General features: G+C 70.3%; 13 protein-coding genes. 6 read left to right on the forward strand and 7 right to left on the reverse strand.

Annotated elements, in window-relative coordinates; translation table 11 throughout:
- Positions 1-163 precede the first annotated feature (163 nt).
- On the forward strand, positions 164-3,316 hold the full coding sequence (locus tag AB0M56_RS47915; RefSeq protein ID WP_364189599.1) for a GH92 family glycosyl hydrolase: 3,153 nt from the start codon (positions 164-166) through the stop codon (positions 3,314-3,316).
- Positions 3,313-5,418: an FUSC family protein gene (locus tag AB0M56_RS47920; protein ID WP_364189600.1), complete on the forward strand. Its 2,106-nt coding sequence runs from the start codon at positions 3,313-3,315 to the stop codon at positions 5,416-5,418. Before AB0M56_RS47915 ends, AB0M56_RS47920 begins: the two co-directional genes overlap by 4 nt.
- On the opposite strand, the gene AB0M56_RS47925 is transcribed toward AB0M56_RS47920, so the two are convergent.
- Both AB0M56_RS47925 and AB0M56_RS47930 read right to left on the reverse strand, forming a co-directional pair.
- The gene (locus AB0M56_RS47925; RefSeq protein WP_364189567.1) at positions 5,402-5,764 is read right to left on the reverse strand and encodes a VOC family protein; all 363 of its coding nucleotides are present in this window, start codon (positions 5,762-5,764) and stop codon (positions 5,402-5,404) included. The genes AB0M56_RS47920 and AB0M56_RS47925 overlap by 17 nt on opposite strands.
- The gene (locus AB0M56_RS47930) at positions 5,764-6,162 is read right to left on the reverse strand and encodes a nuclear transport factor 2 family protein (protein ID WP_364189570.1); all 399 of its coding nucleotides are present in this window, start codon (positions 6,160-6,162) and stop codon (positions 5,764-5,766) included. The genes AB0M56_RS47925 and AB0M56_RS47930 overlap by 1 nt, the downstream gene beginning before the upstream one ends.
- 106 nt (positions 6,163-6,268) lie before the next feature.
- On the opposite strand from AB0M56_RS47930, the gene AB0M56_RS47935 reads away from it, so the two are divergent.
- The 3 genes from AB0M56_RS47935 (at position 6,269) to AB0M56_RS47945 (ending at position 8,375) form a co-directional block, all read left to right on the forward strand.
- Complete coding sequence (locus AB0M56_RS47935; protein ID WP_364189573.1) at positions 6,269-6,709, forward strand: MarR family winged helix-turn-helix transcriptional regulator; 441 nt, start codon at positions 6,269-6,271, stop codon at positions 6,707-6,709.
- A gap of 81 nt (positions 6,710-6,790) precedes the next feature.
- Complete coding sequence (locus AB0M56_RS47940) at positions 6,791-7,780, forward strand: malate dehydrogenase (RefSeq protein WP_364189576.1); 990 nt, start codon at positions 6,791-6,793, stop codon at positions 7,778-7,780.
- A 1-nt stretch (position 7,781) separates the two neighbouring features.
- The gene (locus tag AB0M56_RS47945; protein ID WP_364189579.1) at positions 7,782-8,375 is read left to right on the forward strand and encodes an AAA family ATPase; all 594 of its coding nucleotides are present in this window, start codon (positions 7,782-7,784) and stop codon (positions 8,373-8,375) included.
- A gap of 122 nt (positions 8,376-8,497) precedes the next feature.
- On the opposite strand, the gene AB0M56_RS47950 is transcribed toward AB0M56_RS47945, so the two are convergent.
- From AB0M56_RS47950 to AB0M56_RS47960, 3 genes are all read right to left on the reverse strand, one after another.
- The gene (locus tag AB0M56_RS47950; RefSeq protein WP_364189581.1) at positions 8,498-9,481 is read right to left on the reverse strand and encodes an RNA polymerase subunit sigma-70; all 984 of its coding nucleotides are present in this window, start codon (positions 9,479-9,481) and stop codon (positions 8,498-8,500) included.
- A gap of 141 nt (positions 9,482-9,622) precedes the next feature.
- Positions 9,623-10,615: a zinc-binding dehydrogenase gene (locus AB0M56_RS47955; protein WP_364189584.1), complete on the reverse strand. Its 993-nt coding sequence runs from the start codon at positions 10,613-10,615 to the stop codon at positions 9,623-9,625.
- 118 nt (positions 10,616-10,733) lie between these two features.
- On the reverse strand, positions 10,734-11,618 hold the full coding sequence (locus AB0M56_RS47960; RefSeq protein WP_364189587.1) for an alpha/beta hydrolase: 885 nt from the start codon (positions 11,616-11,618) through the stop codon (positions 10,734-10,736).
- An 81-nt stretch (positions 11,619-11,699) separates the two neighbouring features.
- Between AB0M56_RS47960 and AB0M56_RS47965 the strand changes: the two genes are divergently transcribed.
- Positions 11,700-12,224, forward strand: a complete 525-nt coding sequence (locus AB0M56_RS47965; protein ID WP_364189590.1) for a helix-turn-helix domain-containing protein — start codon at positions 11,700-11,702, stop codon at positions 12,222-12,224.
- Positions 12,225-12,323: 99 nt separating this feature from the next.
- Here the strand turns inward: AB0M56_RS47965 and AB0M56_RS47970 are convergent, their stop codons facing one another.
- On the reverse strand, positions 12,324-14,375 hold the full coding sequence (locus AB0M56_RS47970) for a M3 family metallopeptidase (RefSeq protein WP_364189603.1): 2,052 nt from the start codon (positions 14,373-14,375) through the stop codon (positions 12,324-12,326).
- Positions 14,376-14,483: 108 nt separating this feature from the next.
- A complete protein-coding gene (locus tag AB0M56_RS47975; RefSeq protein ID WP_364189593.1) occupies positions 14,484-15,194 on the reverse strand; it encodes a histidine phosphatase family protein in 711 nt (236 codons plus the stop codon).
- Between the last annotated feature and the right edge of the window lie 187 nt (positions 15,195-15,381).

Consider the following 15,381-nt stretch of genomic DNA (forward strand, 5'->3'; position numbering starts at 1 on the left):
TGAGACATCGATCCCGTTGCGGGAAAACGTATTTCATGGCCTTCGCGATCAATTCGGATCGCCACAAAAAAGCGCTGATGTCAAATGCGGTCGGCAGGGACGGCGTGCGGGGAGGTCGTGGCCACGCCGGGCCGATCGCGGCGTGGCCGACTACCGTGTGCGGGTGACCAGCGCCGGGTTCTTCTCATCGTTCGAGGCGGGTGACCCTCAGCCGGTCGCCGCCGGTGTCCGCGTGGACAGCGGACCCGACCGGTCCCCCACCGCGAAAACAGGGGTGGGGTTCACCGGCGTGCGCGCGCTGCGCTACAGCGGTGTGGCGCGGACGGCGCTGTTCGAGACCGACGTCGAGGTCACCGCCCACAGTGCACTGTCCTACGTGGTCTTCCCGGCGTCGGACGCGGCGGTCCCTTCCTACCGCAGCACGTTCGTCGCACTGGACGTCGAGTTCGACGACGGCAGCAGCGCCGGGTTCTCGGCCACCGAGCAGGGGCACGCGAAGACGCTGCTGGTGGACCAGTGGAACCTCGTGCGCCGGCCGCTGGGCGCGTTCGCCGGGCGCCGCGTGCGCCGGATCGTGCTGCTCACCGACGCGCCGGGCGGCCGCGACGTCAAGGGCTGGCTCGACGACGTGCGCGTCGGCGAGCACCACCCGCGCACCGGCGACGCGGTCGACCACGTCCGCACGACACGGGGCACGCACTCCGGCTTCGGCTTCTCGCGCGGCAACACGTTCCCGGCCACGGCCGTGCCGCACGGGTTCAACTTCTGGACCCCGGTCACCGACGCGCGCTCGCTGGACTGGTTCTACTCCTACCACCGGCACAACACGGCGGCGAACGAGCCGGCGCTGCAGGCGTTCGCGCTGAGCCACCAGCCGAGCCCGTGGATGGGCGACCGCCACACCTTCCACCTGATGCCCGGCACCGGTCCCGTCGAGACCGACCGCCGGCGCCGCGCGCTCGCGTTCTCCCACGAAGACGAGACCGATCGGCCGCACCACTACGGCGTGCGGTTCGGCAATGGCGTCACGGCGGAGGTCGCGCCCACCGACCACGCGGCGATGTTCCGCTTCACCTTCCCCGAAGGCGCCGGCTGGGTGGTCTTCGACAACGCCCGCAACCGCGGCGGCCTGCGCGTGCACCCGTCGACGGGGGTGGTCACCGGGCACACGTGGGTGCGCAGCCGCCTGTCCACGGGAGCGCGGCGCATGTTCGTCCACGCGCAGGCCGACGTGCCCGCGTCCGGTGGGGGCCGCGGCCCGTTCCGGCGCCGGGTGACCGGGCACCTGGAGTTCGCCGCGCCCCAGGTGACGCTGCGGATCGCGACGTCGCTGATCAGCCTCGCGCAGGCGCGGCGAAACCTGGAGCTGGAGATCCCGGCCGGCACCACGTTCGACGAGGTCCGCGACCGCGCGCGGGAGAAGTGGCAGGACGTGCTGGGGCGTGTCGAACTCGAGGGCGCGAGCGAGGACGAGCTGGCCACGTTCTACTCGAACCTCTACCGGCTCTACCTCTACCCGAACCGCGCGCACGAGAACACGCCCGACGGCATCCGCCACGCCAGCCCCGTCGCCCGCGGCCGCGCGTTCAGCACCCGCAAGCGCACCGGCGCGAAGATCGTCGACGGCGAGCTGTACGTCAACAACGGCTTCTGGGACACCTACCGCACCACCTGGCCCGCGTATGCGCTGCTCACCCCCGAGCGCTGCGGCCGGATGATCGACGGGTTCGTGCAGCAGTACCGCGAAGGCGGCTGGATCGCCCGGTGGTCCTCCCCGGGCTACGCCGACCTCATGACCGGCACCAGCTCCGACGTCGCCTTCGCCGACGCCTACCTCAAAGGCGTGCGCAACTTCGACGTCGAGTCCGCCTACGACGCCGCCCTGAAAAACGCGACCGTCGCCCCGCCCCGCGCCGGCGTGGGCCGCAAGGGCCTCGACACCTCACCGTTCCTCGGCTACACGCCCACCTCGACCCGCGAAGGCCTCTCCTGGGCGCTGGAAGGCTGCCTCAACGACTTCGGCCTCGCCAACCTCGCCGACGCGCTCGCCCGCGAAAGCGAAGGCCCCCGCGCGCGCCGCCGCGCCGACAACGCCGCCTACCTGCGCCAGCGCGCCCAGCACTACGTGCACCACTTCGACCCGCGCATCGGCTTCTTCCAGGGCCGCACCCCCGACGGCGGCCGCCACTTCCCGGCGCGGGGCTACGACCCCGAGGCGTGGGGCGGCGACTTCGTCGAGACCAACGCGTGGAACACCGCGTTCTCCGTGCCCCACGACGGGCCCGGCCTCGCCGCCCTGCACGGCGGCACCGCCGGCCTCGAAGCCAAGCTCGACACGTTCTTCACCACCCCCGAGACCGGCCGCAAACCCGGCTCCTACGGCGGCCTCATCCACGAGATGACCGAAGCCCGCGACGTGCGCATGGGCCAATACGGCCACTCCAACCAGCCCTCGCACCACATCCCGTGGATCTACACCTACGCCGGCGCGCCCGCGAAGCTGCAGCGCACCGTCCGAGAGGTCCTGCGCCGCCTCTACCTCGGCAGCGAGCTCGGCCAGGGCTACCCGGGCGACGAGGACAACGGCGAGATGTCCGCCTGGTACGTCTTCGCCGCGCTCGGCCTGTACCCGCTCACGGTCGGCAGCCCGCGGTACGTGGTGTGCGCGCCGCTGTTCCGCCAGGCGACCCTGCACCTGGAGAACGGCCACGACCTCGTGATCCGCGCCCCCGGCGCCGCGAGGGCCGCCGACCTGGGAGACACCGCGGACACGCCCTACGTCCACGGCCTCACCATCGACGGCCGGCCCCACAAGTCGGCCACCATTTCCCACGCCGTGCTCGCCCGCGGCGCCGTGCTGGAGTTCGACGTGCGCAGCGAACCCGGCACGTGGGGCACCGAACCCGTAACCCCCGCCAAACCCGAGCCGCTGACCGACCTCGTCGGCACCGCCTACAGCCCCGACGGTCCCGCCGCGCTTCTCGTCGACGACACCAGCCGCACCGAAGCCACCTTCACCACCCGCACCCCCGTGGTCGAGTTCTCCGTGCACGGCAACCCCCGCGAAGTCACGATGTACACGCTCACCTCGGGCAGCCGCGACGGAGACCCGAGGGCGTGGGTACTGGAAGGCTCCACCGACGGCCGCCACTGGACCGTGCTCGACCGTCGCAGCGAAGAGCTGTTCCGCTGGCGCCGCCAGACCCGCCCGTTCGTCCTCGACAGCCCCGCGGCCTGCGAGCACTACCGTTTGCGTGTCACGGCGGCGAACCGCCGCCGCGTCACCCTCGCCCAGTGGGAGCTGCTCGCCCGATGATCGCCGACCTGCGCGACGCCACCCTCGACCGGCTGGCGGCAGCCGATCCCGGCCTCGTCCGCCTGCGGCTGGCCGGCTCCGCCGTACTGGGCATCATCATCGCCATCCTCGTGCTGCAGCCCCTGCACTTCCCGCTCACCACGTCACTGGTCGCCGCCATCGCCGCGATGATGAGCGCCTTCACCGTCAACGACCCCACCACCGGCGGCCAAGCCGTCACGCTGTGCCTCGCGGCCCTCGTCGGCGCCTGCTCCATCACCCTGGCCACCATCGGCGCCGCCTACCCACCGCTCGACAGCATCATCTTCGTCCTGCTGATCTTCGTCGCCGTCTACCTCCAGCGCTTCGGCCCCCGCGGCACCGCCCTGGGCTCCATGGCGTTCTTCCTGTTCTTCTTCCCCATGTTCCTGCAGGCCCACCTTTCCCAAGCCCCGCAGCTGCTCATCGCCATGGCCACCGGCGTCGCCGCCAACGCCCTCGTGCGCTTCGTCCTGCTGCGCCGCAACGCCGAAACCGAGTTCATCCGCATCCGCCGCGCCTTCCGCGCCCGCGTCGCCGCCACCGTGCGCGCCACCGAGGCCTACATCGCCTCCGCCGGCAGCGACCGCAGCAACCGCCAGATCCGCACCGCCCTGGCCCGCCTGCACGAATCCGTCCTGCTCATCGAGGACAACGCCCCCGACGTCGTCGACGCCCGCAACGCCGACCTCCTGCGCCGCCGCGCCATCGAGGTCGAGCTCGCCGTCCAATGGCTCACGATCACCGTGCAACGCACCTGCTCCCACCCCCTCACCCCCGGCGTCGCCGACGACCTCGTCGCCCGGCTGGCGAAGTTCCGCTCCCTCATGGAACGCGACCCCCGAGAACTGCCCCTCATCAGCGAGACCGGCGAATACAGCCGCATGCTCGTGGAAGGCAGCCGCATCGACGAGAAAGCCCGCCCCGGCGACGGCGTCCGCCGCGCCATCGCCGAACTCGCCGTCGCCGACGACCGCGCCCAGCGCGTCGCCGGCCGCGAGGCCACAGTGGACTACTCCCTCGACGAAGACGACGACGAACCCGAACCCACCCAAGCGTTCGCCTACGACAACCAGACCCGCAGCGCCATCCAGGCCGTCATCGGCGGCGGACTCGCCGTCCTCGCCGGACAACTCATCTCCCACCAACGCTGGTACTGGGCCGTGCTCACCGTCTTCGTTGTCTTCGTCGGCACCTCCAGCGCCGGCGCCCGCTTCGTCAAAGGCGTCCGCCGCACCGGCGGCACCCTCATCGGCATCGTCGGCGGCGTCGCACTGGCCCTGCTCGTCAGCGGCAACACCATCGCGATCCTCGCCCTGATCATGGTCTGCGTCTTCGGCATGGTCTACATGGCCCGCGTCTCACAGTTCCTCATGGCCTTCTTCGTCACCAGCATGCTCGGCCTGCTCTACAGCCTGCTCGGCACCTTCAGCATCGAGGTCCTCTGGATCCGCGTCGCCGAAACCGCCGTCGGCGCCGCCTCCGGCCTGCTCGCCGCCACGGTCATCGTCCCCGTCCGCACCCGCTCGGTCATGCTCGACGACATCGCGACCGTCCTCGACGAGCTGCACGAGTTCGTCGAATCAGCCGAAACCCTGCTCTCCGGCCGCGACAACGTGAACATCATCGAGATGTCCCGCGACCTCGACCGCGCCGTCGAACAGGTCCGCAAGACCCTCGAACCGCTCACCCACCCCATCAACCTCCGCAGCGCGCGGCGCGACTACGGCTGGCACGTGCTCACCACCCTCGAAGGCATCGCCTTCCGCGCCCGCCACGTCGCCGCCCGCGCCCAGCCCGGCCAGCTCGACGGACCCGTCGCCGACCGCCTCGACCTCTTCGCCGGCCGCGTACTCGCCAACATCGACCTCGTCGGCGAAGCCGTCCGCCACCCCAACACCACACCCACGGACAAGCTCATCCGCGACGACGGCACCCCCGTCGTCGACCGCATCGACGACTCCGAAACCCGCGCCGTCGTCTCCAGCTTCAGCCACCTCGACGAAGGCGTCGTCGCGCTGGGCCGCGTGTTCAACGTCGACGCGACCCAGCCCGCACCGGCCGGCGCTAACCGGCCCTCGTGAGCAGCTCCATGTTGTGCCCGTCCGGATCGTCGAAGTAGAACCCGCGCCCGCCGAACATCCCGTTGATCCCCGTCGTGCGGTGCAACGGATCGGCGTAGATCGCCGTCCCCGACGCCCTGAGGCGCTCCAGCGCGGCATCGAACTCCGCGTCGCTCACCAGAAACGCGTAGTGCTGACCGGCAACCTCATCCGCCTGCGCGAAATCCAGCGTCACCCCATTGCCCAGCACCACCGGCAGGAACGGCGCCGTCTCCTCACCCACAGCCAGCCCCAGGACCCCAGCGAGGAACTCCGCCGACGCACCCCGATCCGTCGCCCACACGATCGTGTGGTTCAGCTCCGCCATCACGCACCCCCGCGCGCGAACGCCGGCGGCGCACCGATCGGGCTCAGGTGCATCCCCGCCAGCAACCACCGGCCGCCCTCGCGCACCAGCACGTGCGTCGACCGGAACTGCCCGTCCACCGCGTTGCCCCGGTGCGTCGCCTCCTGCTCGTGCACGCCGACCGCGATCGCCGAATCACCGTGCTCGCGCACCTCGACCTCGCGCCAATCCAGCCGGCGCGTGACGAGCCCGCCGCCTTCGTAGCGCTGCAGCCACTGGTCGCGGTTCAGCACGAAGCCCAGCGGGCCGACCAGGGTGAAGTCACCCGTGGTCATCCCGGCCAGCGTCGTGGTGTCCCCGGCCGTCTCGGCCGCGACCCAGCGTTTCCCCAAATCGCTGATCTCTTCGGTGGTGCCCATGATCCCTCCCGCGGTCAGTGGAGCAGCTCAACGCGACAAACGTTAGAACTCTAATCGTTAGATGTCAAACGCTTAGTCTTCGATCAATCTGCGCTACGGTGCACCCGTGCCACGACCAACCACCGCCCCCATCGGCGTCGTCCTCGCCCGCACCGCCAAAGCCGCGGGCCAGGCCTTCGACCAGGCCCTCGCCGCCGTCGGCGGCTCCCAGCCCGTCTGGCAGATCCTCATCGCCCTCAAAACCCACCAGCACACCAGCCAACGCCAGCTCGCCGACGCCGTCGGCATCCAAGGCGCCACCCTCACCCACCACCTCAACAGCATGGAAACCGCCGGCCTGCTCACCCGCACCCGCGACCCCGAAAACCGCCGCGTCCACCACGTCGAACTCACCGACCACGGCGAAAGCACCTTCCACCGCCTCGCCGAAGCCGCCGTCGCCCACGACAACCGCATGCGCACCGGCCTCACCGACCACGAGATCGCCACCCTCGCCACACTCCTGGGCCGGCTCGCGGCCAACGTCACGACACCGGCCGGAGAGTGACTGGACGCACCCGAACGATCGCACCCGCGAGTACTAGAGTCGCGGTACTAGCCAAAGTCGTCTCAAGCTGGAGAACCCGCTATGACCCAAGCCCCTGTCAACGTCACCGTCACCGGTGCGGCCGGCCAGATCGGCTACGCGCTGCTCTTCCGCATCGCGTCCGGTCAGCTCCTCGGCCCGGACACCCCGGTGAAACTGCGGCTCCTCGAGATCCCGCAGGCGGTCAAGGCGGCTGAGGGCACCGCGATGGAGCTCGACGACGGCGCCTTCCCGCTCCTGTCCGGGATCGACATCTTCGACGACCCCAAGCAGGCGTTCTCCGGCACCAACATCGCCCTGCTCGTCGGCGCCCGCCCCCGCACCAAGGGCATGGAGCGCGGCGACCTGCTCGAGGCCAACGGCGGCATCTTCAAGCCCCAGGGCGAAGCCATCAACGCCGGCGCGGCCGACGACATCCGCGTCCTCGTGGTGGGCAACCCGGCCAACACCAACGCCCTCATCGCCAAGTCCCACGCGCCCGACGTCCCGGCCGACCGCTTCACCGCGATGACCCGCCTCGACCACAACCGCGCCCTCGCGCAGCTGTCGAAGAAGCTCGACGTCCCGGTCTCGGACATCAAGCGCCTGGCCATCTGGGGCAACCACTCGGCCACGCAGTACCCGATGATCACCCACGGCACCGTCGGCGGCAAGAACCTCGCCGAGGCCGTCAACGACCAGACCTGGGTCGAAGAGACCTTCATCCCCACCGTCGCCAAGCGCGGCGCGGCCATCATCGAAGCCCGCGGTCTCTCCTCCGCCGCCTCCGCCGCGTCGGCCGCCATCGACCACGTCTACACCTGGGTCAACGGCACCGACGAAGGCGACTGGACCTCCGCCGCGGTCATCTCCGACGGCTCCTACGGTGTCCCCGAGGGCCTCATCTCGTCCTTCCCCGTCACCGCCAAGGACGGCAAGTACGAGATCGTGCAGGGCCTCGAGATCGACGACTTCTCCCGCGCCCGCATCGACGCCACCGTCGGCGAGCTCGCCGAGGAGCGCGACGCCGTGCAGAAGCTCGGCCTCATCTGAGTTGAACACTGCTTCTTCTGAGGGCCGCCCCGGATCCGTCCGGGGCGGCCCTCGCCTCATTCACCTCAACGGCCCGTCGGGCATCGGGAAGTCCACCGTCGCGCGCCTCTACGCCGATCGCCACCCCGGCGTGCTCGACCTCGACACCGACCACGTCGTCTCCCTCATCGGCGGCTGGCGCGACGACTTCTTCGCCACCCTGCCCGTCGCGCGCCGCCTGGCCGTCGCCATGGCGGAAACCCATCTGCGGTCCGGGTTCTCCGTCGTGATGCCCCAGCTGGCAACGCACCTGAAAGAGGTTTCGGGGTTCGAAGCCGCCGCGCGTGCCGCAGGAGCTTCGTACATCGAGATCGTGCTGACCGCGGCGAAGCCCCACGCGTTCGACCGCTATTCGTCCCGCTCCAGCGAGAGCGGACCGGCCCGCGACATCGACGAGATCATCACTCGCGCGGGCGGGCTGGAGCTGATCGACCGCGTCCACGACCACCTCTCGGCGTACCTGCGGCAGCGTCCGAAGTGCACTGTGGTCGACACGGAAAGCCTTGACGTGGAACAGACCTACGACGCCGTGGTGGAGATCCTCGCTGGTCTTTAGCGGGGTTTTGGTGGTGAGCTGTCGGGCCAAGTGCCAGATTTTTTCGCACCTGACCCAGCGTATAGGCCGTTATACATTTTGAGAGTGACTGTCTACACCGGACTTGGCGCGACCGGTCAGGATCAGTCTGTGAGTGATGGGGGAAATCCGAACAGGGTGACCAGGGCCGCGTCGTGGAACGCGACGACACGGGAGACACCGGCGGCGGTCGGGTCCAGCACCACGATGCCCCTCCCCCGGAACACGCCGGCTTCGTCTCGGCGGTACTCGACGGCAGCGGGCTGGCCGTTGGCGGTGGTGGCGAGCATCCGCCAGTCCCCCGGCGCACCCAGCACGTGCGCGGCGAGCATGCGGATGCAGTTGACGAGCCCGGCCTGCCAGTCGCGCAACGGTGTCGCCTCCAGCGTCGCGTCCGCGCACAGCACCTGCTCCAGCAGGCCGGCATCCGAGCGTTCGAAGGCCGCGATGTAACCGTCGAGCAACGCCCGGGCCCGCTGGTCAGCCGGTTCCAGCAACTGCTCCGGCCGTGGTTCCAGCTCACCCAGCCGCGCCCGGGCCCGCTGCAGCCCGCTCTTCACCGCCGCTGTGGTGGTCCCGAGCAGCTGCGCGGTTTCGGCCGCGGAGAACGAAAGCACCTCACGCAGGATGAGGATCGCGCGCTGCCGTGCGGGCAGGCTCGCGATGAGCGCCAGGCGCAGTGATTCGCGCGCGACGACCGACGTGGCCGGGTCGTCGTCGGCGGTGGTCCACCGGTCCGGCCACGGTTCCAGCCACGAGACCTCACCTGGCGCGACCGGGTCGGGAGAGGTCCCGGAACCCTCCTGGGGACCGCCCAGGCCAGAGGGCAGCATCCGGATCTTGCGCGGCTCCACCGCGGTCAGACAGACGTTGGTGGCGATCTTGTAGAGCCAGGACCGGATCGACGCGCGGCCCTCGAACCCGGCGTACGACCGCCAGGCCCGCAGGTAGGTTTCCTGCACCAGGTCCTCGGCGTCGTGCGCAGAACCGACCATGCGGTAGCAGTGCGCCAGCAGCTCCCGGCGGAACGGCTCGGTTTCGGCGGCGAACCGGTCCCGATCCGCCGGCTCCCGCACCTGGGCCGTCATGTGGCGATTCTAGGTCGTGGCACGAGGTTCACCGTGGTTCGTTTGCTGACCATGATTCGCTCCTCGTCCGGGCCGATCCCGCGGGCCGGGACCGTCTCCCCGTAGGACCGGCAAGCCGGGCCGAAGGAATCGAACCGCAGGTCAGGGCCGTAGGGCGAGCTTGCCGACGGTCGCCCTCGCCTCCAGCTCCGCCAGGGCTTTCGGGCCGTGGGCCAGCTCGTAAACCGCCGGATGTTCGGGCGGGAGGACGCCGTCGGCGACGAGGGCCGACAGCTCACCCATGACCTCACCGAAGATCCGCGGAGCCGCCTGGATCAGCGTCCCGAGGTTGAAGCCGACGACGTGGACCTGGTGGCGATACACCAGATCCCAGTTGGTGATCGCGGCCTCGCCGCCCGCCAACCCGTAGACGACGACCCGGCCGGTCACCGGCTTCGCCGAGGCCAGGGCGGCCGCGAAGCCGGCACCGCCGGCCGACTCCAGCACCAGATCGGCACCGGCGCCACCGGTCAGCCGCAGGATTTCGGCGGTGAGATCGGCATCCAGGGAGTCCAGGACGTGATCGGCGCCGAGTGCGCGCACGGTGTCGTGCTTGGCCGGGGAAGCGGTGGCAATGACTGTCGCCCCGTAGTGCTTGGCCATCCTCACGGCGGCTTGGCCGGTCGCGCCCGCCGCGGCGTGGACCACCACCGTCTCCCCCGAGACCAGTCGCCCCAGCGGTTTGAGCGCCGCGAGCGCGGCCGGCCGGTTTACCACCAGGCCCAGCGCCTGCCCGGCCGTCCAACCGGCCGGAACCGGCATCGCCGCGGCCGCGGGCAGGACCGCGTACTCGGCGAACGCACCGGATCCGACGCCGATGACCAGGCTCTCCAGGCCCAGGCCGGTGACCTCCGAGCCGAGCGCAACGACTTCACCCGCGGCCTCGAAACCCGCCAGGTACGGCGGCTGCGGGCCGCCCCGGAACACCCCACGGGCCTGCGAGAGGTCGGCGAAGTTGACCCCGGCGGCTCGGACCCTGACCAGCACTTCACCCCGGCCGGGAGCCGGTACCGGCGCGTCAGTGATCAAACGCAGGTCTTGCGGCCCCTCGAGCGACGTCTGCTGCAGCGCGCGCATGGTCGCGGGAATGTTCACGGCGATCAGCTCTCTCTCTTCGACTGTCCGAACCGCGGCCCGCTCGGGGCGAGCCGGCCGTCGAAAAGGGAGACCTCCTGCCGCGCCGAAAGGAATCGGCAGCTCGCGCGGATCGTCCTCAGAGGACCGAGCGGATCGCCTCCACGACAGCGTCTTCGTTCTCCAGGTGCATCGTCTGGTGCGCCGCACCGTCAAGTGTGCGGTGCTCACCTCGCGGCACCGAAGAGGCGATCGACGCATGCAGGGCCTTGATCCCCGCCAGCAGCATCTGCTCCATCAGCTCCGGGGAGGCGAACTGCGCCCAGTACGGGTTGGCCCCGAGTGCGCTCAGCACCACCAGCGGGACGTCCGGCAGCGCTCCCCCGGCGCGGACCTGGTCGTACACCTCGGTTTCGAAGTTCCGGGTCTCCAGGACTGCCGTGCGCCAGTCCGTGAGGTGCTTGTCCACCAACGCTTCCCGGACACCGTCGGGCCAGTTCGCGTACAGGCCCAGCAAGGCGTCGCGCGAAGCCTCCAGTTGCGCGGACGTCGGCTCGGGCAGGGCGGCCGGGTCGGGTTTGAGGCTCTCGTTGAGCTCGGCGGCCTCCTTCGGCAGGAACTCCAGGATGTCCTCGTGGCCCGGATCGAGGAACACCAGGCCGGCGACTTCCTCGGGGAAACGCTGCGCGTAGCGGCGGGCGTACAGCGCCCCGAGGGAATGTCCGGCCAGCACGTATGGCCCGGGCACGTCAGCGGCCGCGAGCAGGGCCCGCAGTTCGTCCGTCACCTCGTCCGGCGTGCGTGGCAGCTCGACAGCGTCGCTCCAGCCCGTGCCGGCCCGGTCGTACACCACGCTCGTGGTGAACTGCGCGATGCGCTGCTGCACGTTCAGGAAGTCATACGCCATCAAGCCCGCGCCAGGCAGGAACACCACCGGTGACCCGCCGGAGCCGCAGCGATGCAGCAGCAGCCGGCGCCCGGCCACCTCGCAGTGCTCGCCCAGTGGTGCCACGTCGACCTTCATCGCCGAATCTCCCGTCCCGGGCCCCCAGCGGCCCAACGTTCTCAAGATTGAGAACGGTACCAGATGTGCGAACATAACGGCGTGGACGATCTGGAACTCCTGGTGCACCCGGTGCGGCTGCGCGTGGTGCACGCCCTCTCCGGCGGGCGGCCCCTGACCACCACCCAGCTGGCCGAGCGCATCCACGACGTGTCGAAGGCAACCCTGTACCGCCACGTCGGCCTGCTCACCGAAGCCGGAATCCTCGAAGTGGCCGAGGAACAACGCGTCCGCGGCGCCGTCGAGCGCAGCTACCGGCTGCGGCGTGATCGCGCGGTGGTCGACGCCGACGCGGCAGCCTCGGCAACGCTCGACGATCACCGCAAGGTGTTCGCGACCGCGATGACGACGTTGATCGCCGAGTTCACCGCATACCTGGGCCGGGCCGGCGCGGATCCGGTCATGGACCTCGTGGGCTACCGCCAGCACTCGGTCTGGCTGAGCCCCGAGGAGCTCGCCGAGCTCATCACCGATCTCCGCGAAGTACTCCTCCCCCGGCTGCGCAACGAGCCTGCCCCCGGCCGGCGCCAGCACCTCATCAGCCCGATCTTGTTCCCCCTGGAGTGATCGCGACCAGGCCAAACCCCCGCCGTATAGGTCGTTATACAGTCCACAAGAGACAAAAGTGGGGCCGACCGAGAACGGCCGGCCCCACCCGAAGAACGATCAGGCCCCCGCGAGACCCCGGCGCTCTAGCAGCGGCTGGATCTCCGGCTGACGACCGCGGAAGTTCGCGAACGCCTCCATCGGGTCCACACTCCCCCCGCGGCCGAGCAGCGTCGAACGGAAGTGGTCGCCGTTCTCGCGCTTGAGGCCGCCGTTCTCGCGGAACCACTGCACGGTGTCGGCGTCGAGGACCTCGCTCCAGATGTAGGAGTAGTAGCCCGCGCTGTAACCGCCGCCGAAGACGTGGTTGAAGTACGTGGTGCGGTAGCGCGGCGGCACGCTTTCCAGCGCGACGCCGGCCTTCTCCAGTGCGTCGGCCTCGAAGCGCTGCACGTCGTCGACGCGGTCGTCCACGCCGAGGCGGTGCCAGGCGAGGTCGAGCAGCGACGCGGCGAGGTACTCGGTCGTCTTGAAGCCCTCGCCGTACTGCTGCGCGGCTTCAAGCTTGGCGACCTGCTCGGCCGGCAGCGGCTCCCCCGTCACGTGGTGCTTGGCGTAGTTCGCCAGCACCTCGGGCCACAGCATCCACATCTCGTTGACCTGCGACGGGTACTCCACGAAGTCTCGCGGCACGCTCGGGCCGGAGAACGTCGGGTACTCGACGCCCGAGAGCAGCCCGTGCAGTGCGTGGCCGAACTCGTGAAACACGGTGGTGACCTCGTCCAGCGTCAGCAGGGTCGGCTCCCCCGCCGGCGGCTTCGCGACGTTGAGCACGTTGACCACCACGGACTTGCGCCCCAGCAGGTCCGACTGCGACACGAAGTTGTTCATCCACGCGCCGCCGCGCTTGGAGTCACGCGTGTAGTAGTCCACGAGGAACAGGCCCATGCCGCTGCCGTCGGCGTCGAAGACCTCGAAGGTCCGCACCTCCGGGTGGTACCTCGGCAGGTCGTCGCGCTCGGTGAAGGTCAGGCCGTACAGGCGGTTCGCGGCGAAGAACACGCCGTCGGTCAGCACCCGGTTCAGCTCGAAGTAGGGGCGCAGCGCGGCGGTGTCCACCTCGTAGCGCTCGCGGCGCACCTTCTCGGCGTAGAACGCCCAGTCCCACGGCTTCAGCGTCGCGCCGGGCACGTCCGCCTCGAGGTGCTGCTGCAGCTCGGCGGCCTCCACGCGGGCGTTGGCCACGGCGACCGGCGCCAGCCGCTCCAGCAGGCCCGAGGCCGCGTCGGCGGTCTTGGCCGTCTCGTCGGAGATCACGTACGACGCGTGGTCCGGGTAGCCCAGCAGCGCCGCGCGTTCGGCCCGCAGACGGACGATCTCGGCGGCGACGGAGTTGTTGTCGTACTCGTTGCCGCGGTTGCCCCGCGAGACCGAGGCGGTGAAGACGCGCTCGCGCACCGCGCGGTTCTCCAGCGACTCCAGGGCCGCCTGCGCGGTCGGGAGCGTGAGGTTCAGGACGTACTTGGCCTCTTCGCCACGAGCGGCAGCCGCCTCGGCGGCGGTGGCGATCGCGCCCTCGTCGAGCCCGGCCAGGTCCGCGACGTCGTCGAGGACCACGGCGAGCTCGTTGGTGTCGCGCAGCAGGTTCTGCTGGAACTTCGTCTGCAGAGTCGAGAGCTGCTCGTTCAGCTTGCGCAGCTTCTCCTGCTCGGCCTCGGGCAGCCCGGCGCCGGCGCGGCTGAAGTCGGTGTGCCGGCGCTCCAGCAGACGCAGCGACTCGGGGTCGAGGCCGAGGCTCTCGCGCCGCTCGTACAGCGCGCTGATCCGCGCGAACAGCTGCGGGTCCAGGTGGATCGCGTCGGAGTGCGCGGCCAGCTTCGGGGCCAGCTCGGCCTGGATCTCCTGGATCTCCTCGGTCGAGTCGGAGCCCGAGACGTTGAAGAACGTGCCGGACGCCCGCTCCAGCAGCTCCCCCGCCCGCTCCAGCGCGGCGATCGTGTTCTCGAACGTGGGCTCCGCGGGGTTCGCGGCGATGTCGTGGATCTCCGCGGCGTGGGCGGTCAGGCCCTCTTCGAACGCGGGCCGGTAGTGCTCGACCGTGATGCGGTCGAACGGCGGCAGGGCGTAGGGCAGCTCACTCGGGGTGGCGAACGGGTTGTCCGGCGAAATCATCGGGTTGCGCTCCTGGTTCTTCACGTGCTTTCCCGCGCTGATCCCGCCACCCTACGGGTTTCGCGGCCCTGGTCGAGCCGCTTTCCGCCGAGGGCGTGTCCGCCGGGCTCAGCGCCCGGTGCTGCCCCCGACCACCGCGTCGCTGTCGCCTGCCTTCTTGCCGCGGCCGGACTTCTTCTTCGGCGGCGGGGGCACGATGCCCAACAGGTCGCCGCCGTTTTCGTTCACGCGCAGTACGAACGGCCGAGTCTCGGTGTAGCGGACCACCGACACCGACGCCGGGTCGACCACGATGCGCTGGAACGCGTCCAGGTGCTGGCCCAGGGCGTCGGCCAGCACCGCCTTGATCACGTCGCCGTGGCTGCAGGCGATCCACACGGCGTGGTCGCCGTGCTCGGCGGTGATGCGGGCGTCGTGCGCGCGGATCGCGGCCACCGCACGGGCCTGCATCGCGGCCAGACCCTCACCGCCGGGAAACACCGCCGCCGACGGGTGGGACTGGACCACCCGCCACAGCGGCTCCTTGACCAGCGTCTTCAGCTCGCGACCGGTCCACTCGCCGTAGTCCACTTCAGACAGGCGCGGCTCCACGGTCTTGTCCAGACCCAGCGCGGTCGCCAGCGGCGTCACCGTCTGCTTGCAGCGCAGCATCGGCGACACCACCAGCTCGGCGACGGGCACGCCGGCCAGCCGCTCGACCAGCTTCTCGGCCTGCGCTCGGCCAGTGTCGTCGAGACCGACCTTCGGCGTGCGCCCCGCCAGGACGCCGGACCCGTTCGCAGTGGACTTCCCGTGCCGCAGCAAGATGACCGTACTCACCCGGCAACAGTAACTGTGTTTTCTGCCCCGGCTCCGCCAGGGCGTGCGAGATCGCCTTTGAGCCGGTTTCCGGATTGGGGCGGTCGGATCGGCCCCGAAGGGAGCCTCGAAAAGGCGCGAAGCACGCACCGAAGGAGCCCACCCCAGCGTGTTCGTGGTGCACCCGCTCGGCCGCAGGATCGTCGCC

Source organism: Amycolatopsis sp. NPDC051372, from assembly GCF_040682095.1.
Classification (GTDB): domain Bacteria; phylum Actinomycetota; class Actinomycetes; order Mycobacteriales; family Pseudonocardiaceae; genus Amycolatopsis.